This window comes from Pseudomonas aphyarum (assembly GCF_028657055.1).
Taxonomy (GTDB): Bacteria; Pseudomonadota; Gammaproteobacteria; order Pseudomonadales; family Pseudomonadaceae; genus Aquipseudomonas; species Aquipseudomonas aphyarum.
On sequence record NZ_JAMDGS010000016.1, the window covers coordinates 83,780 to 105,401 of the forward strand.

At 60.1% G+C, this 21,622-nt stretch carries 27 protein-coding genes; 24 read left to right on the plus strand and 3 right to left on the minus strand.

Going from position 1 to position 21,622, the window contains the following annotated elements; translation table 11 throughout:
- The 24 genes from M5G18_RS24660 (at position 1) to M5G18_RS24780 (ending at position 18,947) form a co-directional block, all read left to right on the plus strand.
- The gene (locus tag M5G18_RS24660; RefSeq protein ID WP_034155909.1) at positions 1–207 is read left to right on the plus strand and encodes a phage head-tail joining protein; all 207 of its coding nucleotides are present in this window, start codon (positions 1–3) and stop codon (positions 205–207) included.
- Positions 207–1,688, plus strand: a complete 1,482-nt coding sequence (locus tag M5G18_RS24665) for a phage portal protein (RefSeq protein ID WP_273898286.1) — start codon at positions 207–209, stop codon at positions 1,686–1,688. Before M5G18_RS24660 ends, M5G18_RS24665 begins: the two co-directional genes overlap by 1 nt.
- Positions 1,685–2,839, plus strand: a complete 1,155-nt coding sequence (locus tag M5G18_RS24670; protein WP_273898287.1) for a head maturation protease, ClpP-related — start codon at positions 1,685–1,687, stop codon at positions 2,837–2,839. The genes M5G18_RS24665 and M5G18_RS24670 overlap by 4 nt, the downstream gene beginning before the upstream one ends.
- Entirely contained in the window at positions 2,836–3,180 is a 345-nt protein-coding gene (locus M5G18_RS24675; protein WP_273898288.1) for a head decoration protein, read from the plus strand. Before M5G18_RS24670 ends, M5G18_RS24675 begins: the two co-directional genes overlap by 4 nt.
- Before the next feature lie 63 nt (positions 3,181–3,243).
- Positions 3,244–4,239: a major capsid protein gene (locus tag M5G18_RS24680; protein ID WP_150730192.1), complete on the plus strand. Its 996-nt coding sequence runs from the start codon at positions 3,244–3,246 to the stop codon at positions 4,237–4,239.
- Positions 4,240–4,241: 2 nt separating this feature from the next.
- A complete protein-coding gene (locus M5G18_RS24685; RefSeq protein ID WP_034155914.1) occupies positions 4,242–4,562 on the plus strand; it encodes a head-tail joining protein in 321 nt (106 codons plus the stop codon).
- Positions 4,559–5,224, plus strand: a complete 666-nt coding sequence (locus tag M5G18_RS24690) for a hypothetical protein (protein WP_034155915.1) — start codon at positions 4,559–4,561, stop codon at positions 5,222–5,224. The genes M5G18_RS24685 and M5G18_RS24690 overlap by 4 nt, the downstream gene beginning before the upstream one ends.
- Positions 5,217–5,729: a hypothetical protein gene (locus M5G18_RS24695; RefSeq protein ID WP_273898289.1), complete on the plus strand. Its 513-nt coding sequence runs from the start codon at positions 5,217–5,219 to the stop codon at positions 5,727–5,729. The genes M5G18_RS24690 and M5G18_RS24695 overlap by 8 nt, the downstream gene beginning before the upstream one ends.
- Positions 5,726–6,310 carry a phage baseplate assembly protein V gene (locus M5G18_RS24700; protein WP_273898290.1) on the plus strand — a complete coding sequence of 195 codons (585 nt, stop codon included), beginning with the start codon at positions 5,726–5,728 and terminating at the stop codon, positions 6,308–6,310. Before M5G18_RS24695 ends, M5G18_RS24700 begins: the two co-directional genes overlap by 4 nt.
- A gap of 56 nt (positions 6,311–6,366) precedes the next feature.
- A complete protein-coding gene (locus M5G18_RS24705; protein ID WP_095189976.1) occupies positions 6,367–6,618 on the plus strand; it encodes a hypothetical protein in 252 nt (83 codons plus the stop codon).
- 5 nt (positions 6,619–6,623) lie between these two features.
- Positions 6,624–6,950 (plus strand): GPW/gp25 family protein, encoded by a 327-nt coding sequence (locus tag M5G18_RS24710; protein ID WP_273898291.1) that lies wholly within the window; start codon positions 6,624–6,626, stop codon positions 6,948–6,950.
- Complete coding sequence (locus M5G18_RS24715; protein WP_273898293.1) at positions 6,947–7,834, plus strand: baseplate assembly protein; 888 nt, start codon at positions 6,947–6,949, stop codon at positions 7,832–7,834. The genes M5G18_RS24710 and M5G18_RS24715 overlap by 4 nt, the downstream gene beginning before the upstream one ends.
- A gap of 1 nt (position 7,835) precedes the next feature.
- Complete coding sequence (locus M5G18_RS24720; RefSeq protein ID WP_273898295.1) at positions 7,836–8,444, plus strand: phage tail protein I; 609 nt, start codon at positions 7,836–7,838, stop codon at positions 8,442–8,444.
- Positions 8,437–10,107, plus strand: a complete 1,671-nt coding sequence (locus M5G18_RS24725) for a phage tail protein (RefSeq protein WP_273898297.1) — start codon at positions 8,437–8,439, stop codon at positions 10,105–10,107. Before M5G18_RS24720 ends, M5G18_RS24725 begins: the two co-directional genes overlap by 8 nt.
- Before the next feature lie 4 nt (positions 10,108–10,111).
- Positions 10,112–10,363 (plus strand): hypothetical protein, encoded by a 252-nt coding sequence (locus M5G18_RS24730; protein WP_273898299.1) that lies wholly within the window; start codon positions 10,112–10,114, stop codon positions 10,361–10,363.
- A gap of 103 nt (positions 10,364–10,466) precedes the next feature.
- Positions 10,467–11,633, plus strand: a complete 1,167-nt coding sequence (locus tag M5G18_RS24735) for a phage tail sheath family protein (RefSeq protein WP_273898301.1) — start codon at positions 10,467–10,469, stop codon at positions 11,631–11,633.
- Between the two features lie 13 nt (positions 11,634–11,646).
- A complete protein-coding gene (locus tag M5G18_RS24740; RefSeq protein ID WP_273898304.1) occupies positions 11,647–12,150 on the plus strand; it encodes a phage major tail tube protein in 504 nt (167 codons plus the stop codon).
- Between the two features lie 13 nt (positions 12,151–12,163).
- Complete coding sequence (locus tag M5G18_RS28910; protein WP_337993680.1) at positions 12,164–12,763, plus strand: phage tail assembly protein; 600 nt, start codon at positions 12,164–12,166, stop codon at positions 12,761–12,763.
- Positions 12,764–12,913: 150 nt separating this feature from the next.
- Positions 12,914–15,532: a phage tail tape measure protein gene (locus tag M5G18_RS24755; RefSeq protein ID WP_273898306.1), complete on the plus strand. Its 2,619-nt coding sequence runs from the start codon at positions 12,914–12,916 to the stop codon at positions 15,530–15,532.
- 9 nt (positions 15,533–15,541) lie between these two features.
- Positions 15,542–16,387, plus strand: coding sequence for a phage tail protein (locus M5G18_RS24760; protein ID WP_273898308.1), 846 nt, complete (start codon positions 15,542–15,544; stop codon positions 16,385–16,387).
- Positions 16,362–16,568, plus strand: a complete 207-nt coding sequence (locus M5G18_RS24765; protein WP_273898310.1) for a tail protein X — start codon at positions 16,362–16,364, stop codon at positions 16,566–16,568. The genes M5G18_RS24760 and M5G18_RS24765 overlap by 26 nt, the downstream gene beginning before the upstream one ends.
- 93 nt (positions 16,569–16,661) lie before the next feature.
- Positions 16,662–17,711 carry a phage late control D family protein gene (locus tag M5G18_RS24770; protein ID WP_273898312.1) on the plus strand — a complete coding sequence of 350 codons (1,050 nt, stop codon included), beginning with the start codon at positions 16,662–16,664 and terminating at the stop codon, positions 17,709–17,711.
- Positions 17,712–17,760: 49 nt separating this feature from the next.
- Positions 17,761–18,420, plus strand: coding sequence for a glycoside hydrolase family 19 protein (locus tag M5G18_RS24775; protein ID WP_273898314.1), 660 nt, complete (start codon positions 17,761–17,763; stop codon positions 18,418–18,420).
- A complete protein-coding gene (locus tag M5G18_RS24780) occupies positions 18,402–18,947 on the plus strand; it encodes a lysis system spanin subunit (protein WP_273898315.1) in 546 nt (181 codons plus the stop codon). The genes M5G18_RS24775 and M5G18_RS24780 overlap by 19 nt, the downstream gene beginning before the upstream one ends.
- A gap of 61 nt (positions 18,948–19,008) precedes the next feature.
- Here M5G18_RS24780 and M5G18_RS24785 read toward each other — a convergent pair whose 3' ends face one another.
- The 3 genes from M5G18_RS24785 to M5G18_RS24795 all read right to left on the minus strand — a co-directional run bounded on the left by M5G18_RS24785 (position 19,009) and on the right by M5G18_RS24795 (position 21,606).
- Positions 19,009–19,257: a bacteriocin immunity protein gene (locus tag M5G18_RS24785; protein WP_273898316.1), complete on the minus strand. Its 249-nt coding sequence runs from the start codon at positions 19,255–19,257 to the stop codon at positions 19,009–19,011.
- On the minus strand, positions 19,254–20,597 hold the full coding sequence (locus tag M5G18_RS24790) for an S-type pyocin domain-containing protein (protein WP_273898317.1): 1,344 nt from the start codon (positions 20,595–20,597) through the stop codon (positions 19,254–19,256). The genes M5G18_RS24785 and M5G18_RS24790 overlap by 4 nt, the downstream gene beginning before the upstream one ends.
- Positions 20,598–20,865: 268 nt before the next feature.
- Complete coding sequence (locus tag M5G18_RS24795) at positions 20,866–21,606, minus strand: hypothetical protein (RefSeq protein WP_273898318.1); 741 nt, start codon at positions 21,604–21,606, stop codon at positions 20,866–20,868.
- Positions 21,607–21,622 lie beyond the last annotated feature (16 nt).

Sequence of the window (21,622 nt, forward strand, 5' to 3'; positions counted from 1 at the left end):
ATGTCATTTACGAAAAAGCACCTCGACGCGGTTGAGGCGGCCATTGCTCGCGGTGAAAAAACTGTGCGCTACACCGACCGTACCGTGGAATACCGCACGGTCGATGAGCTGCTCAAGGCGCGCGAAGAAATACGCTCGTCGCTGGCCAGCGCCGCCGGGCCACGTTCGCGCGTGGTTCGCCTTTATCACGGGGGCAGGGGACTTTAATGGCGCGACATTTTCCTACGTTGACCCGTAACGGCTTTGTGCTGCCGTCCAACATCAAGGCCAGTTACGAAGGCGCTGGTGAAGGCCGCCGATCCGCTAACTGGGACGCTCCCGACAACGGGATCAACAGCATCAACACCCCGGCACTGCGCAATTTGCGGTCGCGCTCCCGGGCAGCGGTTCGCAATGACCCGTATGCCTTCAACGTCATCGATAAGCGCGTCAGCAACCTGATCGGCACCGGCATAACCCCACGGCCGATGACTGACGACGATGCTTTACGCAAACTGGAACAGGAGCTGTGGGGAGATTGGGTCGATGAGTCGGATGCGGATGACCGTACTGACTTCTACGGCCAGCAGGCGCTGGTGGCGCGCACGGTGGAAACCTCGGGCGAATGCTTCGTCCGCTTGCGTCCTCGCAGTCTGGATGAAGGTCTGGCGGTTCCGCTGCAGTTGCAGATCCTTGCGCCGGAGTTCGTGCCGCACGACAAGTTCGAGAGCACCAAGAACGGCAACGTCATCCGCGCCGGCATTGAGTTCACGCCCGGTGGCAAGCGGGTGGCGTACTGGATGTACTTGTCGCATCCGCGCGATGCGGCCTCGCTGAATGCTGGTTACAACCAACTGGTGCGGGTGCCGGCTGCTCAGGTGCTGCACATCTTCGAACCGGTCGAACCTGGCCAGTTGCGCGGTGTGCCTCGATTGTCGCCGGTGCTTAAGCGCCTGCGCAGTCTCGACAATTACGACGACGCGGTGCTGTTCCGTCAGGAGGTGGCCAACCTTTTCGCCGGTTTCATCAAGCGCCCGCCGCCTGACTCGGGTCCGGCGCCACGCGATCCGATCACCGGCGCGTTATTGGATCTGGACCGCGACGGCTTCACGCCCATGGTTGCGCTCGAACCCGGCACCATGCAGGAACTCGGTCCGGGCGAAGAGGTGGAATTTTCCAAACCGCCAGACGCGGGCAACAACTACCCGGACTTCATGCGTCAGCAATTGATGGCTGCAGCGGCCGGTAGTGGTACGCCTTACGAGATCCTCACCGGCGACATGCGAGGTATCAACGACCGAGCGCTGCGGGTGGTGCTCAACGAGTTCCGGCGCCGCCTGGAACAACTGCAATTCAGCGTGTACGTGCATCAACTTTGCCGCCCGGTGCGGGCCGCGTGGATGGACATGGCGGTGCTGTCGGGTGCCCTGGTGCTGGACGATTACGCACAGAAGCGCCGCCAATACCTGCGCACCCGCTGGGTGCCACAAGGCTGGGCTTACATCCAGCCGGTGCAGGACGTGCAGGCGCGAGCGATGGAGGTTAGAGCCGGTTTTTCGTCGCGCAGCGAGATGGTCCTGCGTACCGGCTACGACGCCGAAACGGTCGATCTGGAAAACGCCGCCGATCTGAAGCGGGCCACAGAGCTGGGCCTCAACTACAACACCCTGGATGCCGTCGAAGACACCGACGACAAGGAGCAACCATGAGCAAGAGCGCGAAACCGCGTATTTACAACCGCGCCGGCAAACGCGTCGAGGTCAAGGACAAGACCTGGTACGCCGTTCATGCCAGCGGCGAGGCCGCCGAGCGAGTGATCGAAGTCTTTGTCTATGGCGAGATCGGCGCGTGGGGTATCACCGCCAATCAGTTCGTGCAGGATCTGCGCGCCATGGATGATGGTGTGTCGCCGGTGGTCGCCGCGTTCAACAGTATCGGCGGTGACCTGTTCGACGGTCTGGCCATGCACAACGCGCTGTCGCGGCTGGGCGAGCGCTGCACCGGCCGGATCGATGCACTGGCAGCGAGTGCCGCCAGTGTGGCCGTGTGCGGCGCACACCGCGTAGTAATCGCGGCCAACGCCATGTTGATGATTCACAACCCATACACCTATACAGGCGGTAGCGCTGAGGACTTCCGCCGGGTTGCTGATGTATTGGATCAGACCTTGGAGGCGATCATCGCGGCCTATAAGGCCAAGGCGCCCGACATTGATGACGCCGAACTGCGGCGAATGGTTGATGCTGAAACTTGGCTGACCGCCAACGAAGCGGTGGCTTTGGGGCTGGCCGATGAAGTGGGCGACGGCGTCAAGGTCAAAGCCTGTCTCGGTCAAGGCGCGGTGCTGCAACGATTCCAGAACGCACCGGCTGATTTGCTGGCCCAGCTCGACGAGCCACCTGAAGCGGATCCTGATCTTGATCCTGTCGATCCGCCGCTGGTGCCGCCTGTAGTCGACTCGGCCAAGTTGGCATTGATGGTCACTCAGCGCTGCACGGCGGCGGGCATCAGCAACCTGGTCGAGCCGCTGCTTAAGTCCACCCAGCTTGAAAGCGAAGAGGTCGTTTTAGCCGGTCTGGCACGCGCCAAGGCGGTAAACGACCTCTGCGTGGCCGCGCGGTTGCCGGAATTCAGCGCCGAGTATGTCGCGGCAGGTCTGGACGAGGCGGCGGTGCGGGCGCGTCTGTTCGACAAGATTGTCACCAGCGGTAAGGGCTTCGAAATCGACAACAGTTTGCCGCTGGCGGACGATCTAGCGTCCAAGGTGCTGGCCAAACAACCTGATCCCACCTCGATCTGGGCTTCGCGACAAGCGGCCCAAACTGGAACCGCGCGCGGCGCGAAAGGAGCAAGAGCATGACCATCAAACAGGAACCGATGCACGCAGGTGAATTTCTGCTGTCCGAAGGCGCCGGCACCATTTCGCGTGAAGCGATCAACGTCGCGGCCGGTCCAGAGTTGTGGCCGGGACAAATCCTCGGGCTGGTGACCGCCTCCGGCGAATTCGCACCGTACAAACCGACGGCTGAGGACGGCACTGAAAACGCTGTCGCCATTCTCTACGGCCCGCTTGGCGAATCTGATGTGGTGCGTCGCGGTCGCGCCGTGGTGCGGTTGGCCGAGGTCAGCGAAGCGCATTTGACCGGCCTCGATCCGGCTGCCGAGAAAGCCTTGGCCGCACATTCGGTGATCGTCCGCTAAGACGTTTCCTTTTTTCATATGCATCCCGCCGCGAGCGGGATTTTTCGTTTCTGGAGAGTACCCATGGCCGATATCGCCATTTTTGACGACGAAGCATTTACCGTTACCTCGCTGACCGCTGCACTCAATGATCAACCCTACCTGCCGGGCCGCATCAGCGCGTTGGGCCTGTTCCGCGAGGAAGGCATTACCACGCTGACCGTGCAGATTGAAAAGGACGGTGACACCCTGGCACTGGTGCCGGCCGGTGAGCGCGGTGGTTCTGGCCTGGTGGTTGCTGCGAGCAAGCGCAACCTGATCCCGTTCAACACCGTGCACCTGCCGGAGCGTTTCACCATCAAGGCGGATGAGATCCAAGGCATCCGCGCCTTCGGCACTCGCACTGAGCTGCAGGCGGTTCAGGATGTGGTCAATGCACGTCTGGCAAAGGCGCGTCGTCAGTTGGACGCCACGCATGAGTTCCAGCGCATGGGCGCACTCAACGGCCAGATCCTCGACGCTGATGGTTCGACGGTGCTGCTGGACTTGTATGAGCGCTTCGGTGTGCAGCGTCAGAAGATGTCCATGGGGCTGACTAAGGCCGATACCGAGCTGCGGGTCATGTGCGGTGAGGCGCTGGACATGCAGGAGGATGCGCTGGGCAGCGTGACCAGTACCGGTTCGCGCGCTTTCTGCGGCAAGAACTTCTGGAACAAGCTGATTGTTCACAAGTCGGTCAAAGAGACCTACCTCAACAGTCAGCAAGCGGCAGCGCTGCGTGGTGACGCCCGGGAAAGTTTCGAGTTCGGCGGCATCATCTGGGAGCGTTACCGTGGCAAGGTCGCCGGCGTGTCTTTTGTCCATGACGACAAGGCGCTGCTGGTTCCTGAAGGCGTTCCAGATCTATACATCTCGGTGTTTGCACCGGCCGACTACATGGAAACGGTCAACACCCAAGGCATCCCGTACTACAGCATGATCGAGCCGCTGCCCTTCAACAAAGGTATGGCCGGTGAAGCTCAGTCCAACCCGCTGCACCTGTGCACTCGACCGCGCGCCCAGATCCTGCTGGAACTCTGACCATGGGCTTTCGCGATCTGATCGCCGAGGTTGACGCGGTGGTGTTCGAAACGCTCGGCGACACCGCACGGATCGAGGGTCGCGAAGAGCCAGTGCTCGGCATGTTTGCCGCGCCCTGGCTGCAACCCAAGTTCGGCAAGCTCAATACCGGGTTGCGCGAGCCTCGCTTCGAGATCCGCGTCAGCGATTCGCAAGGTCTGGAACAGGGCATGCTGGTCAGCGTTGACCTGCCTGCCCTGGATGGCGGCGGTGACTACGACCTGATCCAGCTCGAACCGAGCGGTGACGGGCTGGTCGCCCTTATTCTGAGGTTGCGGCCGTGAGCGTCGGTAGCTATTTCAAACCCTCGGCCGGGGGCGGGATGATCTCTATCCAGTCCTCGGCCGCAGATTTTCAGGCGTTCCAGGACTTTGCCAAGGTGGTGCCAAAAGCGGCCGCTGCGGCGCATCGACGCGCAATCAACAAGACGTTGGGCTGGTTGCGCACGCACATTGCCCGAGCCGTCAGCCGGTCAGAGCGCATTGCTGTTGCAGCGGTGCGTCAGCGGTTGCGCAGCTATCCGGTTTCCGGCGGTGCCGCGAGCGGCAAACTGTGGTTCGGGTTGAACGCCATCGAATCCAGCCGGATCGGCCGGGCGCGGCAGACCGGGAGCGGTGTGTCGGTGGCGGGGCGGCGTTACGAAGGTGCCTTTCTCAAGAAGGTCTACGGCAACAAACCCGACATCTGGATCCGCACAGCCAGCAAGCATTTCAACGGAGACGACTACCCGGACAGCACGGTGTCCCCCGGTCGCGGGCCGAGTTCGGGTTGGGTCGCCGAAAACGGTAGTCGTTTCCCGCTGGCCAAAGCCAAGGTGTCGCTGGAGCAAGCCCGGCCGCATTTCGACAGCTGGGTCAAAAAGGCAGATGAGCGTCTGCTGGAGATTCTCAAACAAGAACTCAACTTTGAGCTGCAGAAATACCTTAAGAGGATCGGCAATGTCTGAAGAACCGTTCAGCCTGGACCAGTTTTATCGGGCGGTAGAACAGCATCTGCGTACCCACTTGCCTGGCGTGCAAACCGTCACAGCCTGGCCAGACATTAAGGATCGCGTGTTGCTGCCAGCGGTGTTTCTGGAGGTGGCCGAGATCGAGCCGGGTAAAGATATCGGCACCGGCGAAACTTCGCTGGTGTGCAAGTTCGAGGCTCGGATCATTGTTGACCCGATCAAGGCGCACCATCATCAACAGGCCGTGCAACTGGCGACGCAGTTGGCGGTGTTGCTGCGTTCGCAGACGTGGGGGTTGGCAGTTGAACCCGCCGAGTTTGTGCAATCGCTGCAGGACTGGACCCAGCCGCACCTGGATGGATACACGGTGTGGCTGGTGGAGTGGACTCAGCAAGTTTATCTCGGCCTTGAGGAATGGCCGTGGCCGGACGAGCCGCCGGGGTCTTTGGTGTTGGAAGTCGATCCGGGTGACGGGCAATTCAGGCCGGAGGATCTGCCGTGAGTTACGCAAGCGCGCAGCATGACCGCATGATCGCGGGTGCGGTAAAGGCTTGCTACGTGGTCGCGGTGGATCTGTCCGCTTCGCCGCCGGTATGTCGCGTGTCGGATGGCAGTGAATGGGTCAGCGCTTGGGTGCGGTGGCACAGCATTGCAGCGGGCAAGGCCAGGCACTGGCGGGCACCGTCTTTGGGCGAGCAGGGCAGCTTGATCAGTCCCAGCGGTGACGTGTCGCAAGGCACGTTCGTGCCGGGCCTGTACGGGAATGCCGGTCCACCACCGGACAACCGCGACCACGTCGAGGTCTGGCGTTTCGATGATGGCGGCTCGCTGATCTACGACTGGCAGGCGAAGTCTTACACCATCACCCTGCCGAGTGGCACGGTGGCGATCAAGGTCGGCGGCACGGACGTCGTCGTTACGGATAACGCGGTAACGGTGAAGTCGGGAACGATCGATCTTGAAGCGATCGTGAATATCAAAGGGCCTGTCAATATCGACGGCCCGTTATCCGTAACGGGCAACATCGACGGCGCTGGCAACATCATGGCCGCCGGCAACAGCGACAACCACCATAAGCATTAACCCAAACATTCATCTAGCCCGCCGCGTGCGGGCTTTTTTGTACCTGGAGAAAATACATGGCCAAGATCAATGACCAGTCTGTCGAGGAGCAATCGCTGCCATTAACTCGACAGCCCGCTACCGCTCTCCTGCGAGCGCCGGATCTGCTGCTGAAGTTTCGCGACAAGCTCTACACCTCACGCACCCTGTGCATTCCTGGAACGGATCGCACGCTGGCAGTGGCGAAGCATGTGGTCGAGGTGTCGGCGTCCGATGAGCAGGCGGTCAGCTTCCTGAAGACGCATCCCGAACTTGAACCGCTGGAGTGACATAGATGATCGGAATGGATCGCCACACCGGCCAACCCATTTCCGGCATCGCTCACTTGCGCCAGTCGATTCCCGACATTCTGGGCACGCCGCTGGGTAGCCGGCGGCACCGGCCCGAGTACGGCAGCAAGCTCCGGCGATTTATCGACTTGCCCGTTAACAAGGGGTGGATCAGCTCCGTGCAGGCTGAAGTCGCTCGCGCGCTGGGCCGCTGGGAGCCGCGTTTGAAGCTGGACCGGGTGAGCGTCGTTTCGGTTATCGGCGGGCAAATCAATCTGAAAATCGCCGGTCAGTACCTGGGCGACAGCGTCACGCTAGAGGTGGCCGTATGAATATCGTGGATCTGTCGGCGTTGCCGGCGCCGACCGTGCTGGAGCCGCTCGACTTCGAGGACACCTATCAAGACACGCTAGGGGTCTTTCGCGGATACATGGGCGACAACTGGACGGCCTCGCTGGAGAGTGATCCGGTGGTCAAAGTTCTGGAGACGGGTGCCTATATCAAGGTCGGCAACCGCGCCCGGGTCAACGACGCCGGCAAGGGTCTGCTGCTGGCGTACGCCATTCGCGGCGACCTCGATCACCTCGGGGCCAACGTCAATTTGAAGCGCCTGGTGATTCAGGCGGCGGATCTGCAAGCCGTGCCACCGGTGCCCGAGGTCAAGGAAGAAGACGACCCGTTTCGCGAGCGCATCCAGTTGGCCTATGAAGGCCTGACCACGGCCGGCCCGCGTAACAGCTACATCCTGCACGCACGCAATGCCTCGGGGCTGGTGGCGGATGCGTCAGCCGAAAGCCCGGCGCCTTGTTACGTTACGGTAACGGTGCTGAGTTCTGAGGGTGATGGGCGCGGTGTGGCCAGTCCTGAGTTGTTGGCTACGGTGCGGGCTGAGCTAAACGACGACGACGTGCGTCCGGTCGGCGATCGGGTCACGGTCAAGAGTGCGGAAATCATTGATTACCGCATTGACGCCATTCTGCATATGGCCGGCGCCGGCCCCGAAATGGATGCCAGTTTAGCGGAAGCCAAAGCCCGGCTAGCGGCGTGGATCAATCCCCGCAAGCGCCTGGGCGTGGAGGTCGCACGTTCTGCGGTCGACGCTCAATTGCACGTTGCCGGTGTTTCCCGGGTGGAGTTGCCCGGCTGGGTGGATCTGGCCCCGACGGAAGAGCAGGCGGCGTACTGCGTGGGCTACACCGTGACGATGGCGGGCTGACATGAAGAGCTTTCTGCCGATCAACAGCACGCAACTGGAACGGGCCATGGAGGCCGCGTTTTTCGAAAAGACGATTGTCCCGCTGCGCGACCTCTACAACCCCGACACCTGTCCGGTGCATCTGCTACCGCATCTGGCGTGGGCGTGGTCGGTCGATCGCTGGGATTACCGATGGTCCGAGGCGACCAAGCGCGCGGCCATCAAGGCGTCGTTTTACATCCACAAGCACAAGGGCACGATCGGCGCGCTGCGTCGTGTGGTCGAGCCGCTGGGCTATCTGATCGAGATTGTCGAGTGGTTCAAGACCGTTCCCGAGGGTGTGCCGGGCACCTTCGCGCTGAAGGTTGGCGTTCTCGACACCGGTATCACCGAAGAAATGTATCAGGAGCTGGAACGCCTGATCGACGACGCCAAGCCCGTCACCCGGCATCTGACCGGGCTGGCGATCAGCCTGGAAACCCAAGGCAATTTAAACATCGCCGTATCCCTTTACGAGGGCGACGAAATCGACGTTTACCCGCCCGTTATGCGTGACATCGAGGTCACCGGCAGCTTCGGCGTGGTCGGTCGTGAACACTCCATAGACACCCTGGACGTTTATTATGATTGATGCGAATTCGCAGTTTTTCGCGATCCTCACGAACGTGGGGATGGCCAAGCAGGCGAATGCCGATGCGCTCGGCATTCCCTGGCTGCTCACCCAAATGGGCGTGGGGGATGCCAACCCGGGCGGGCTGGCCGACCCGCCTAATCCAGTGCCGTCGGCCAGCCAGACCAGGCTGCTCAATGAGTGGCGCCGAAAGCCTCTCAACCAACTGAAGATTGACCCGGTCAACCCGGCGGTGATCATCGCCGAGCAGATCATTCCCGCCGATGAAGGCGGTAAGTGGATTCGCGAAATCGGCCTATACGATGCGGACGGTGATCTGGTGGCGGTGGCCAACTGCGCGCCGAGCTTCAAGCCGTTGCTGTCGCAAGGTTCAGGCCGCACGCAAATCGTGCGTATGAATTTCATTGTCACCAGCACCGGTAATATTCAGCTCAAGATTGATCCGTCAGTGGTCTTGGCGACTCGTGGGTATGTGGATGAAACGGTGGTAGCTGGGCTGGCTCGTTTGGGTTTCAAGCAATCAGTCAGGGCGGCCGCCCCCGTTGCCGTCGTGCTGTCTGGTTTGCAAACAATTGATGGTGTGGCGTTAGTGCCGGGTGATCGAGTGTTGGTGCCGTTTCAGGCTGCTGCCAAAGACAATGGCATTTATGTCGTTGCAGCGGGCGCTTGGGTGCGATCGGCTGATGCGGACTTGTCTGCCGAGGTTGCTGCCTCGATGCTCGTACCAGTCGAAGACGGAGCCGTCAACGGCGATAGCCTTTGGCAGTTGGTGACCAATGGGCCGATTGTCTTGGGGACTACGGCGCTGACATTCGAAATGCTGGCCGGCCCAACAGGTATTGTTGCTGGGACGTATCGAAGCGTCACCGTCGATAAGAAAGGTCGTGTGACGGCAGGGACGAATCCCAACAGTTTGGCAGGCTATGAAATTGCACCAGCCAGTCAGGCTGAGGCAGTGGGTATGACCAACGATACCAAGCCTTTGACGCCTAAAGGTCTCGGCCAAGCGCTGGCCAGTGCCAAGGGAATCTTGCGGGCCACTGTCAGCGGAACGCTGGTGATTCCGCCTGGGATTTCAACGATCTATGCCAGCGGCTGCGCTGGTGGCGGTGGCGGTGGATCTTGCCCGGGGGGCTCTAGTGCGTGTGCTACCGGTGGGTCTGGCGGCGGAGCAGGTCAGTCAGTGATGCGGTTACCTATTGCGGTTACGCAGGGCCAAGTCATTCCTTATACCGTTGGCGCGGCAGGTGTTGGTTCAGCCAATTATCTTTCCCCTGCAACGGCTGGCGGTAGCACGATGCTCGGTGAGGCCGGGGCGTTGTTGAAGCTGCTCGGCGGTGGTGCAGGTATTACCGGCTCGAATGCGGCTGGTGCTATTGGTGGCCCATTTGGTGGTGTTGGATACCCGTCTGGCTCGGATGCTGACGATGTTATTCCTAACAATCATGGCGGCGCCGGTGGCCATGGCGCGAGCGGCCCATTTGGCGGCGGTGGTGCAAGATCTCGTGGTGGATCTGCTGGCGGCGGCGGAACGCTGGTGAACAGGACGGCCCACGGTTTTGGCGCTGGCGGTGGCGGTGCTGGCGGTTACTACCTTTCTGGTTCGGGTTATGGAAGTCCAGGTGGTAACGGCTCTCCTGGCCTTTTGATTATTGAGTGGTGATGAAATGGCGCTCCAAGTGATTTACAGCACTTCGGTCGGGACTGTTGGCCAGTGGCAAGATACCGATAAATGGGAGTACCCCGCATTGATCGAAGGGTATGGCGTGCTGGCCGTTACCCCGGCGCAGTGGGCTGCTCAGGCAAGGTTTAAATGGGTGGTCAATAAAAAATTGACCGATGTTGATCCTGGTCTTTTGGCACCGCCGGCGCAGCCAATGACGGAGGAAGAGGCTAAAGCCCTGGCCGAGCAGCAATAGACGCCCCGCACTGACGGGGCGTTTTCTTTTCCGTTACGCGTAACACGAACACCCTTACAGCCTCGCTCATGCGGGGCTTTTTCGTTTCTGGAGAACGAGCCTTATGAGTTTCTTTCACGGCGTCACGACCACTGAAGTCAAGACGGGAGCGCGCACCATCTCGCTGCCGTCGTCGTCGATCATCGGCCTGTGCGACACCTTCACCCCGGGCGTCCTCGGCGGCGGTACTGCTAAGGCCGGCGAGCTGAAGTTGATCACCACCGAGCGCGAAGCCATTGCAGCCTTTGGCCCCGACTCGGCAATCACCAAGGCCTGTCAGGCGATCTACGTCAAAGCCAAGGCGGTGATCGTCGCCATCGGCGTACCCAAGCTGGAAGACGCAGCGCTGCAAACTTCGGCGATCATCGGCGGCGAACTGCTCTCGGGTCAGCGTACCGGCCTGCAGGCGCTGCTCGACGGTAAAAGCCTGTTCAACGCACAGCCGCGGTTGTTGATCGCGCCGGGCCATACGGCGACGCAGGCGGTGGCTACGGCCATCGACAGCGTGGCACAGAAACTGCGCGCTATCGGCATCATCGACGGCCCGGGTACGACCGACGAGGCTGCTATTGCTTACGCCGAAAACTTCGGCAGTCGCAACTTGTTCATGGTCGACCCGGGCGTGAAGTACTGGGACACCGTCACCAGCGCCACGGTCGACGCGCCTGGCTCGGCTTGGGCGGCAGGCCTGTTTGCTTGGACGGATGCTGAATACGGTTTCTGGGCCTCGCCATCGAACAAGGAATTGACTGGCATCACCGGCACCGGCCGCGCGGTCGAGTACCTGGACGGCGACGAGACTTGCCGGGCCAACTTGCTCAACAACGCCAATATCACCACGATCATTCGCGATGACGGTTATCGCCTGTGGGGTAACCGCACGCTGTCGAGCGATCTGAAGTGGGCATTCGTTACCCGCGTTCGCACGCTTTTCATCCTCATGGACGCGGTGCAGGCCGGGCACAAGTGGGCCGTCGACCGTTCGATCACCAAGACCTACGTGACCGATGTCACCAACGGTCTGGATGCGTTCATGCGCGACCTGAAAGCCCAGGGAGCAATCATCAACTTTGAAGTGTTCGCCGACACCGAATTGAACACGGCCAGCCAGATTGCCCAGGGCAAGGTGTTCTGGCGTATCCGTTTCACCGACGTGCCGCCGGCAGAAAACCCGAATTTCCTTTTCGAAGTCACCGATCAGTGGATGACCGAAGTGCTTGAAGCAGCCTAAGGGGGCGTAACCAATGATTCCTCAGACTTTGTACAACACCAACCTGTTCGTCGACGGCGTGAACTTCTCCGGCGACGTGCCCAGCCTGACGCTGCCCAAGCTGACCACCAAGACCGACGAATACCGTGGCGGCGGCATGGCCGGCCCCATCGAGATGGATCAGGGGCTGGAAAAAATGGAGGCCTCGTTTGTCACCAAGGGCGTACGCCGCGAGTCGCTCAAATACTTCGGTATTGCCGACGGTACGGCGTTTAACGCAACGTTCCGTGGCGCTTTCAGGGGGCACAAGGGCGCGGTGACAGCGGTCGTTGCCACCCTGCGCGGTCGCCTCAAAGAGGTCGATCTCGGTGACTGGAAAGCCGGTGATGCTGCCGAGATCAAACACGCCGTTGCGGTCACCTACTACAAGCTCGAAATCGACGGGCGCCTGATGTACGAGATCGACATGGTTGCCGGCATTCAGGTGATCGACGGCAAAGACCAACTGCTCGAAGTGCGCCAGGCACTCGGCCTGTAAGGAATAGATTCAGATGACTCAAGCAATCGCTAAAAACCTGCCGGCCTGGCTGTCGCTCAGTGCAGTCGGTGCCGTCGTAACGCTGACCCGCCCAAGCCAAGCCAATAGCATCGACGTCGAGACGTTGAACCTGCGCAACCCGACCGTGCGTGAAGTGCGCGCGGCTGATCGTGCTGCCAACGGCGATGATGAACAGCGCGAACTGATGCTGTTCGCAGGTCTGGCCGAAGTCGGACTGAAGGATCTGGAAGGCCTCAAGCTGACGGACTATCGCCGTGTGCAGACGGCGTATTCGCACCTGGTACCGAAAACCGATTATTCGGACTCGATGCCGGCGTGGTTGTCGCTGACCAGCGACCAGGTGCTGGTGACGCTGTCGTGCCCGAGCGAGATCAACGGCGTGACCGTCGACAAGTTGGCCTTGCGTTCGCCGACCGTGGGCGACGTGCGTGCCGCTAACCGTGAGGTGGGTGGCGACGATGAGCAGCGCGAGCTGGTGTTGTTTGCTGCGTTGTCCGGTGCGCCTGTCGCGGATCTGGAGGGGCTGAAGCTGGTGGATTTTAACCGCTTGCAGGCCGGCTATTTTCGCATGGACAACGACGACGGGCTTTAACCCCAGCGTGATCAAGTCGGCGGCGAAACGTCTGGCGGCGGAAACCGGATTTTCCGCCGCCGAGATCCAGTCGATGCCGTTTGCGGAAATGGTGTGGTGGCTCACGGATTGAGCCGCCATCGGTAGTGCTGGGCACATGAGGGCCATGACATGGCAAACAAACTCGCCCTCGGGCTGGTGATCGGCGGCGCCGTCAGTTCCACGGTCGGTGCCGCGTTCAAGGACGTGACCGGGCGCATCAAGCGCCTTGAGGCTGAGGGCAACAAAGCGCGCGTGCTGCAGCGCACGATTGGCGACACCATCCGCCTGCGCGAAGAATGGAAAAAGGCTCACGACACCGGCGCTGCCGGTGCGTCCAAATTACTCAGCCGTTTGAACTCGAACCTCGACAGCTTGAAAAAGCAGGGGGTCGAGGTCGGCCGGCTGGAAAAAGCCTATCGCTCGATGGGGCAGACGGCCAACAAAGCCGAGCTGAAAGCCAAGGGTCATCAGCAGATCGATTCTGGCGTAAAGGGCATGAAGGGCGCCGTCGGTGCTGCGGTCGTCGGTGTCGGTGCCATGGCGGTACCGGCCAAGGTCAGCGCTGATTTTGGCGCCATTGTGCGTGACATCGCGATCAAGGCCGGCATTGCCAACAAGCCGCAAGAGCAGGAGATGTCGCGCAAGATCATCGACACTTCACGCGACACCGGCATGGCGCGCAACGATGTGGCCGACGTGGTCAATCAGTTGGTCGGCGCCGGTATGGACCTGAGCAAGGCGCTGGAATACGCGCCTGTCGCGGCCAAGTTTGTCGTGGGGCAGGGATCCAGCGGCGTCGATACGGCGAAGATGATCAACGCTCTGGGGCAGAACGCCAAGATCACCGACCCCAAGCAGATGCAGCAGGCGCTGGAGGCGATTGCCTATCAAGGGCAAGCGGGTAGCTTTGAAGCGGCCGACATGGCCAAGTGGTTTCCTGAACTGCTGGCCAATATGGCCAGCAACGGCATCACCGGCTTGGATGCGGTGACGCAATTGGGCGCCATGCTGCAGGTCCAGATGAAGCAGGCTGGCAGTTCGGACGAAGCGGCCAACAACCTGAAAAACTGGATGGGCAAAATCGGTTCGACCGATACGGTCAAGGCCTACGAAAAAGCCGGGATCGATTACAAGGGATCGATGCAGACCGGTTTGCAAAACGGTATGTCGACGCTTGAGACCAGCATGGCGCTGGCTCAGAAATACATTCAGGCGACCGATCCTAAGCGCGCGGCGGCCATGGCCGAAGCGACGTCAAAAATCAGTAAGGAAGCCAATCCAGAAAAGGCCAAGGCCATGATGGCCTCGCTGGAAGAATCCTTGCGCACGGGTGACCTGTTCGCCGATATGCAGGTCAAGGCCGCACTGTCGGCCTACATGCAGAACAAGGCGCTGTATAGCCAGCTCAAAAACGATTCGCGCGAAGCGACCGGGATCCTCGACAAGAACCTCGCCGAGCGACGCGAGTCGTCATCGCAGAAATGGGCGGAAATGGCCCAGTCGATGGATGACGCCATGCGCAGCATCGGTGATGCGCTGCGCCCGGTCACGGACACCGTGGCCGAGTCGTTGACCAAGGTTACTAAAGGCATCACGTCGCTGACGGATAGCGCGCCCGGGGTGGTTGCCGGTATCGCCACGGTCGGGGCGGGGCTGATCGCCTTAAAAGGTATCTTCAACACGATCAAGATCAGCAAGGGGCTGCTAAACCTTGCGCGTGGGGCTCGCGGTGGCAGGAATGGAAGCGAAGCCCCAAATAAAAACCCCGGAGAACTTGATCTGGTAGCGACTGGCCTAGATGTTGTTTCGCGGGTGAAGGAAGCGGCAGCAGGCGGTGGCCTTGGTGCTGAAAGTGGTTCAGGTAACGACGGCGTCAAGAAGGTTTTCGTCGTCAATGCCGGCGCTATGGGTGGCGGTGTGGATGCGTCGGGCGAATCGCGCCGACGTGGACGTGGGTCAAGGCGCAGCGCTCGGCGCCGGTCGTTGCCGAGTTCGAGGGGGCCTCGCCCGTCTGTGCCTCGTCCCCCTGTTTCGATCCCATCGCCATCAGTCCCTTCCGTTCAAAGTGGGGCATTGTCCAAGCTCGGCGTCGTCGCAGGAACCGTCGGTAAGGTCGGCAAGGCGGCCAAGGTCATACCTGGCGGCACGCTGCTGGAGTCCGGCGCGATGGCTTTTGAAACCTTTCAAAACGCCAAGACCAAGGACGAAAAAGCCGAAGGTTACGGTTCGGCCGCTGGCAACCTGGCCGGCACCATGGCCGGTGCAGCAGCAGGCGCCGCCATCGGTTCGGTTGTGCCGATCATCGGCACCGCTATCGGCGGCATGATCGGTGCTTACCTGGGCAGTCAGGGCGGTGCGGCGCTGGGCGGGTCGTTGGGTAAGTCGCTGTTCGGCGGTGAGGATGAAAAGCTTGAGCAAACGGCAAAGGCGCCGGTGCCGTCCACGCCGCTCATGATGGCGTCAGCGGCGCAGCAAGGCCCGGTGCTGGGGGATGTCGCGCGCTCGATGGCGGTGACGGCGCCGCTCAAGTCGGCGGCGATGGCCATCCAGCCTAAGGAGGCGGAGAAGCCAGTTCCGGCCAAGGTGGATCAGCAGTTTCAGTACTCGCTGAACATGCCGGTCACGGTGCAGGGGGACGTGAAAGACCCGCAAACCTTGGCGCAGGATTTGATGCCGCACATGCAACGAATGATGGCGGACGCGGCGAGGAGTAACGCCGCCAAGCTGTACGACGAACCCCATGTCTAAGGAGGTTTCATGGCTTACATGGAGCAGATGCAATCAAGTCTGAAGTATCTGGTGGATGCGGCTGAAACCGGGCGGCGTAGCGCGGATGGCATGCTGTCCCCGGTCAATGGCGCGATCCGCGAACTGACCGGCGCCGCATCCGAACTGGAAAACATCCCGTTTGTTGGTCCGGCCATCGGCGCCAAACTTCAGCGAGTGATGCGTGGCGTCGACGCGGCTCAGGCCAAGGTCGGTCAGGTGGTAGCGGTGTACGGCCGCGCCACCCGGGCGGCGGCTGAAGTGCAGGATCGGCTGGGCACATTGAAGGAGCAGGCGGGCAAGGCGGCCACGGCGATCAACAACGTTGCCGGCAAGGTCAGTCCGTCGCTGGCCAACATCGTGCCCACCAGTTCCTTTGCCGTGGAGGCCACGCCGGCGCCGGAGGCGGTGAAGCCGTTCCCGCATCTGATGATCATTCAGCCGCGCGATCCCAAGATTGAGCCGTATTACTTCAACCTGGACACGGCAGCGTTCGACGAGCTGAGCCGTTCGACCGAATTCCGCTGGGCTTCGCAGGAGCGGCTGACGCGCCGCCCCGCGAAGCAGGCCATCGGTATGGGCGATGAAAAGTTGACGCTCAAGGGCACGATCTATCCGGGCTTCAAAGGCGGTTTAAAGCAGCTCGACACGCTGCGATCCATCGGGGCCAGGCTGCAACCGCTGACCCTGACCACGGGCTATGGCGAGGTGATCGGGACGTGGTGCCTGAAAAACATCAACGAGGAACAGTCCGCGCTGCTGCACGGCGGGATTGCTCGCAAACAGGGGTTCACTTTGGAGTTTGAGCGCTATGGCGAAGACATGCAGGACGTCTGAGGGCGACATTCTCGATGTCATTTGCAACAACGTTTACGGCCATCTGAATGGCAGCGTCGAGGCTGTGCTCGATGCCAATCAGGGGCTGGCTGATGAGCCTCAGCCGTTCCGGTCGGGCGTGATCATCGTCCTGCCGGATCTGCCCAGCCCGACCAGTGAAGGCGTCAGCTTGTGGGATTGACCTCTGCCTTCGCCGGCGCCGCGCCACGTTACGCGTAACGACGCCTTGTTTTTTTTGGCCCGCCTTGTGCGGGTTTTTTATTGGAAAAAAACCATGACTCCGATGTTTCGAATTGTCGCCGATGGGGCCGATGTCACGGCCAAGATCAATGATCGGCTGTTGTTGCTGCGCACTTCTGACAAGCCGGGCATGGAGTCCGACGAGTTTGAGTTGCGAATCGACGACCGTGATGGGCAAGTGCAATTGCCACGGCGTGGCAGTTCAATCGAGATCTACCTGGGTTATGCCGAAACGACCTTGACGCGTATGGGCAGTTACACCGTCGACACGGTCGAGGTGTCAGGCCCGCCGGATACCATCGTGATCAAGGGCAAGGCCAGCGACATGCGTGGCAGCGGCAAGACTATCCGCAGCGGAAGCTGGGAGGGCGTGCCGTTGTCGAAGATCGTGGCTGACGTGGCCGCGCGCAATGGCTGGACGCCGGTGTGTCCGGTGTCGACCAAGGTCGCCCGGGTCGACCAGCTCAACGAGTCTGATTTTAATTTCATCACCCGGCTGGCCAAACAGTACGACTGCACGGCCAAGGTCGCCGACGGCAAACTATTGGTGATGCCGCGCCAAGGTGGCCAGACGGCCAGCGGTAAGGCGTTTGGCGCTGTAACCCTGACCCGTCGCGACCTCAGCCGCTGGCAATTCAGTCTAGGCGATCGCAACTCACACAAGGCGGTTGCGACCAAGCATCAGGATAAAAAGCACGGCAAGCTTGCGGTGGTCACCATCGACAACGACGACGCGCCGGATGGCCTGCCGGCAGTGCATACCGACCGTCATATCTACCCAGACAAGGGCGCTGCTGAAGCGGCGGCCAAGGCACGTCTGTCGGCGTTCAACCGCTCGACCGCCGATGTGCGGCTTGAAATGCCCGGCCGCACGGACATCTTCGCCGAGCGTCCCATCATCGCTCAGGGGTTCAAGGTCGGGCTTGATGGCGAATACCTGGCGGATTCGGTCGAGCAGGTATTCACACAGTCCGGCTGGTCGACCACGGTCGAATGCAACGCCGGCAAAGCCGGTAAATCCAAGGGCAAGAAAAAGAAAGAGGCTAAAGCACCGCTCAAGGTGGTGAACATCGAGAAGCAGTAACCGCATCCTATCGCCGCCTGAGTGCGGCTTTTTTGTGTCTGGAGTTTGTATGGCCATCACCGAGCAGCAGTTGCTGCAAATCCTCCCCAACGCCCGCCCCGTCGCGGGCGTTTTTGTGTCCGTGCTTGAGGCGGCCATAGCGCGGTTCCGCATCACCTCGCCAGTTCGCCAAGCGGCGTTTATCGCGCAGTGCGGGCACGAGTCGCAACACCTGACCAAGTTGTCGGAAAGCCTCTACTACAAGGACGCCGAGAGGGTCGCGCGGCTGTTCAAGTCGGGTTTTGATGACAACCGTAACGGCCGAGCAGATCCGGCCGAGATCGAGGCCGCAAAAGCTTATCTGTGCAACTCGGAAAAGCTGGCCAACCGCGTCTATGCCGATCGCATGGGCAACGGCCCCGAGGCCTCGGGCGATGGCTACCGCTATCGCGGGCGCGGTCTGATCCAGATCACCGGCCGCGACAATTACCGTCTGTGCGGCAAGGCGCTCGGCTTGCCGTTGCTCGAGCGGCCCGAGCTGCTGGAACAGCCGGAATACGCCGCGCTGTCGGCGGCCTGGTACTGGTGGGATCGAGGGCTTAACGATCTGGCCGACGCGGGGTTGTTCGACGGCATCACCCGGAAAATCAACGTGGCCAGCGCCGGTCTGGCCGATCGCCGCGAGCTGTGGGCCAAGGCCAAGGCGGTGTTATGTCAATCCTCGATCTGATTCCGGCGCCGGTGCGGCCGTGGGCGATCGCCCTGGCACTGCTGGCGATCGCCGGCGCCGGCGCTGCCGGCAGTTGGGTGATTCAGGATTGGCGTTACGGTAACTCGCTGTCCGAGCAGGCCCGCCAGTCCGCCGACGTGGCCCGGGCGGCCGCCGAGGCAACGGTGGGCGCGCTGGTGATCGAGCAGGACAAGCGCCAGGCGCTGGAGCAGCGCCTGAAAGACAACGACCAAACTCACTACAAGGATCTATCTGATGCGCAAAAAGCTCAGCAACGCTTGTCTGATCGCCTTGCCACTGCTGATGTCCGGCTGTCAGTCCTACTCAACGCCGGCAGCAGCGCCGCCCGTTGTGACGCGGTGTCAGCCACCACCAGCGCCGGCGGCGTGGTTCATGGAAGCGCAAGAGCCGAACTTGACCCAGCGCATGCTCAAAGAATTGTCGGTATCACCGGCGATGGCGATCGAGGATTGATCGCGCTGCAGGCCTGTCAGGCCTACGCAAAAGAAGTGTCAGCACCGAAGTAGAAAAGAGCGACCGGAGTTGATGCGCAAACACAACTCCGGCAGTCGACACCTTACTCAGCAACTACGCTTTGAAGCTTGGCATACCTTGCGCAGCACGCCACTGTTTTACAGTTTCAGTGATGCCTTCCGCTGAATCATCAGCTCCGTCTTCCGGGTAAAAGATCAGATCAGAGCCCCCCGGGTGCTCGCTCACTTCCTCAAAGTGGAACACTAATTCATCCACTTCCGTTTCTGTTCCATCGTGGCTGATGATGCGCTGCAGGAGGGCTACGAACTCACCTTCAGTATATTCATTGAATGTGTTTTTCATGATTTTTGCCGGTCTTCCTTGTGAATTTCAGCGTGGCGTTTAGGCGTTGCTACACAGAGATTATCAACGTCGTAGACAGCCCCACCATGTTGAATATGTTCTATGTGATGGATCTCGTAGCGACCGTTCTTTCCGTTTCGTTCTGCTTTCGGCGCGAATGGAGAATTGCCTTTTGCTAACCACTCTTGGTTGGTGGGCTTGAACTGGCTGAGCAATTCGGGATCATTGCTCACGGCAGTCCATAGCGCTGCCCGGAAATCGTCGAAGCTCTTAAATTTTTGCCCCCGTAACTGATCAGCAATTCTTGACGGAATCGGTGCGCCAAGGCCTGCGCCAGCTCCAGCAAGCCAGATACCGGACACATCTTGCCCTCGTCCAGTCACTGCGCCAGGGGAGTAGCGAGCATTGATGACAATGTACAGCGGTTGTACACCTGATCCCGCTGGGAATATTAAGATGAAATCTTTGTAAGTGTCCGGGTAGATTGGGCTGACGATGATGGTATCAGCCTGTTCGGTGGGTGGATAAATCCATATCTGAGGCGCTTGGGGGGCGGCCTCCAAAGGGGGAATCCCCGAGGTGCTGGATGGATCAACTGCTGGAGTCCAGATCAGTGTTACGCCGTCCCCAAAGTCTGCCACTTGCTTAGAGCCTTGCTCAACGAACTCTACCACTGGGATCATCTCCCAGTCGGTGCGCTTTTGTGTGTTGTAGCCATACCCCTTCAGGGTGCCATCAGCCTGCTGTTCGACATGTATTCGAACTCGAGTACGGCCTTCTTTGAGTGATTGGAGCTGTTCTTCGGTGTATAGGGCGCTATCACCCAAGCTCGAAGGCCACAGTAGTGCAACTACACCTACCAAAGCACCAGCCGCTACACCGGCAGTGACGACGCTGGTACCGCCAGCAGCACCTGCACCGGTTGCGGTGCTCCCTGTCGCAACAGCAGCACCAGCACTGCATAATCCACCGCAAGACACACCCGCAACCGAAGCGGCAGCCCCGCCCAGCAGAAGTGTTCCCAAGGTTGCGGGTAGCGCTCCGCTGACTTTCTTGAGGGGGATGTTTCCTTGTGCATCAGTTTCACGGCCGCCGAGAATCGCGAACTTGCCGAAATCGGCAATTTTCTCGACAGGAATGAAGCCGGATGGCTTTTTGTGATCGATCACACCGTCAGGGAGATCACAGCTTTTCGCGAACACACAGCCCACGGGGTTGGGCTTGGCGTCTTCCTTTAATGGGAGGTCTTTGTACTCAGCCCAACGCTGGGCATGGATATCAACAGGCTCTACGCCTTGGTTGCGATAGCCCTTCGGCGGGTTTGGAACATAACCACTCATGCAACATCCTTGTTCGTCCTTGAGGTTTTTCGTCCCGAAGCAAATCGGAGCGCGATGTTACCGCTATGGTTGGCGAGTTTGAATGCAGGCACTTTGGTATTGCGCCAGCAACGTGCCGACTGAGGCTAGGTCAAACCCGACTTGGCCCCTGCGTATGCTCAACGAATTATCGCCATCACCGGCGCCGGAGACCGTGGATTGATTGCGCTGCAGGCGTGCCAAGGCCATGTCAAAGGGATTCTAGAGACTGAGCAATGACAGGTAGAAATTAGCTAATCAGCGGTAATAAAAGAGTCAACGCTGCTGAAGATGCAATCTGGGTAGCGGTCTGATAACCCGACACTAGATCATTGACCTTGCCCAAGACATCAAAAAAATCTCCGACGAAAGCTTTCCCAGTTCCTGATTCTGATTTTATGGATTCCCCATGTCGGAGCATCGCACCTACCGCGCCATCTATAGCTGCCTCTAGCTCTGCAGATCCATCCACCAAGAAATTCAGAATCGCTGCCCGAATAGCCTCGAGGTGCCTAACAAAAACCTTTTTCAGTTCGGGGGACATATCTGAAGCTAGGCACTCGTCTAAAAGTTGATTGAGCTTTTGGACGAACCCATTTATTTGACCTGATTTTTCACTGGATACCCCAGGATGAAACTGTGACATCGCATATATGCCGAACTCCAATGCGAGCATGGTCGCTTCATCAAGGTGGCCGGAGTAGGAGGCCCATTGGGAGTTCATATCAGTACCCTTGAACATCGCCTCCACGCGATCAAGTGGTGCAATAAATTTCTCACGATCGCCAGGAATAAATTTTTCAGCCAAGTGACGGCATTGGTGAATGTTGTCGTGGAATTCAGTCAACGCGGTGGCGAAGGCCAAGACATTCGTGTGAGGAACGTCTAAGGCATTAGCCAATACCCTCAGGACAGTTGTGCTTCCCGGCTGAGCTCGAGCGGTAGCCAGTTGTTCGTGCAGTCGAGCAAAGGGATTTCTCAACTCGTTCATTTTTCCCACCTCGATA

What these genes read in the sequence shown, in the direction of transcription:
- M5G18_RS24720 (WP_273898295.1), top strand. Translation starts at nt 7,836, where the DNA reads ATGAAGAGCTTTCTGCCGATCAACAGCACGCAACTGGAACGGGCCATG.
- M5G18_RS24770 (WP_273898312.1), top strand. Translation starts at nt 16,662, where the DNA reads ATGACTCCGATGTTTCGAATTGTCGCCGATGGGGCCGATGTCACGGCC.
- M5G18_RS24790 (WP_273898317.1), bottom strand. Translation starts at nt 20,597, where the DNA reads ATGAGTGGTTATGTTCCAAACCCGCCGAAGGGCTATCGCAACCAAGGC.
- M5G18_RS24695 (WP_273898289.1), top strand. Translation starts at nt 5,217, where the DNA reads ATGTCTGAAGAACCGTTCAGCCTGGACCAGTTTTATCGGGCGGTAGAA.
- M5G18_RS24740 (WP_273898304.1), top strand. Translation starts at nt 11,647, where the DNA reads ATGATTCCTCAGACTTTGTACAACACCAACCTGTTCGTCGACGGCGTG.
- M5G18_RS24670 (WP_273898287.1), top strand. Translation starts at nt 1,685, where the DNA reads ATGAGCAAGAGCGCGAAACCGCGTATTTACAACCGCGCCGGCAAACGC.
- M5G18_RS24710 (WP_273898291.1), top strand. Translation starts at nt 6,624, where the DNA reads ATGATCGGAATGGATCGCCACACCGGCCAACCCATTTCCGGCATCGCT.
- M5G18_RS24755 (WP_273898306.1), top strand. Translation starts at nt 12,914, where the DNA reads ATGGCAAACAAACTCGCCCTCGGGCTGGTGATCGGCGGCGCCGTCAGT.
- M5G18_RS24765 (WP_273898310.1), top strand. Translation starts at nt 16,362, where the DNA reads ATGGCGAAGACATGCAGGACGTCTGAGGGCGACATTCTCGATGTCATT.
- M5G18_RS24680 (WP_150730192.1), top strand. Translation starts at nt 3,244, where the DNA reads ATGGCCGATATCGCCATTTTTGACGACGAAGCATTTACCGTTACCTCG.
- M5G18_RS24780 (WP_273898315.1), top strand. Translation starts at nt 18,402, where the DNA reads ATGTCAATCCTCGATCTGATTCCGGCGCCGGTGCGGCCGTGGGCGATC.
- M5G18_RS24775 (WP_273898314.1), top strand. Translation starts at nt 17,761, where the DNA reads ATGGCCATCACCGAGCAGCAGTTGCTGCAAATCCTCCCCAACGCCCGC.
- M5G18_RS24760 (WP_273898308.1), top strand. Translation starts at nt 15,542, where the DNA reads ATGGCTTACATGGAGCAGATGCAATCAAGTCTGAAGTATCTGGTGGAT.
- M5G18_RS24675 (WP_273898288.1), top strand. Translation starts at nt 2,836, where the DNA reads ATGACCATCAAACAGGAACCGATGCACGCAGGTGAATTTCTGCTGTCC.
- M5G18_RS24785 (WP_273898316.1), bottom strand. Translation starts at nt 19,257, where the DNA reads ATGAAAAACACATTCAATGAATATACTGAAGGTGAGTTCGTAGCCCTC.
- M5G18_RS24665 (WP_273898286.1), top strand. Translation starts at nt 207, where the DNA reads ATGGCGCGACATTTTCCTACGTTGACCCGTAACGGCTTTGTGCTGCCG.
- M5G18_RS28910 (WP_337993680.1), top strand. Translation starts at nt 12,164, where the DNA reads ATGACTCAAGCAATCGCTAAAAACCTGCCGGCCTGGCTGTCGCTCAGT.
- M5G18_RS24795 (WP_273898318.1), bottom strand. Translation starts at nt 21,606, where the DNA reads ATGAACGAGTTGAGAAATCCCTTTGCTCGACTGCACGAACAACTGGCT.
- M5G18_RS24715 (WP_273898293.1), top strand. Translation starts at nt 6,947, where the DNA reads ATGAATATCGTGGATCTGTCGGCGTTGCCGGCGCCGACCGTGCTGGAG.
- M5G18_RS24735 (WP_273898301.1), top strand. Translation starts at nt 10,467, where the DNA reads ATGAGTTTCTTTCACGGCGTCACGACCACTGAAGTCAAGACGGGAGCG.
- M5G18_RS24685 (WP_034155914.1), top strand. Translation starts at nt 4,242, where the DNA reads ATGGGCTTTCGCGATCTGATCGCCGAGGTTGACGCGGTGGTGTTCGAA.
- M5G18_RS24725 (WP_273898297.1), top strand. Translation starts at nt 8,437, where the DNA reads ATGATTGATGCGAATTCGCAGTTTTTCGCGATCCTCACGAACGTGGGG.
- M5G18_RS24660 (WP_034155909.1), top strand. Translation starts at nt 1, where the DNA reads ATGTCATTTACGAAAAAGCACCTCGACGCGGTTGAGGCGGCCATTGCT.
- M5G18_RS24705 (WP_095189976.1), top strand. Translation starts at nt 6,367, where the DNA reads ATGGCCAAGATCAATGACCAGTCTGTCGAGGAGCAATCGCTGCCATTA.
- M5G18_RS24730 (WP_273898299.1), top strand. Translation starts at nt 10,112, where the DNA reads ATGGCGCTCCAAGTGATTTACAGCACTTCGGTCGGGACTGTTGGCCAG.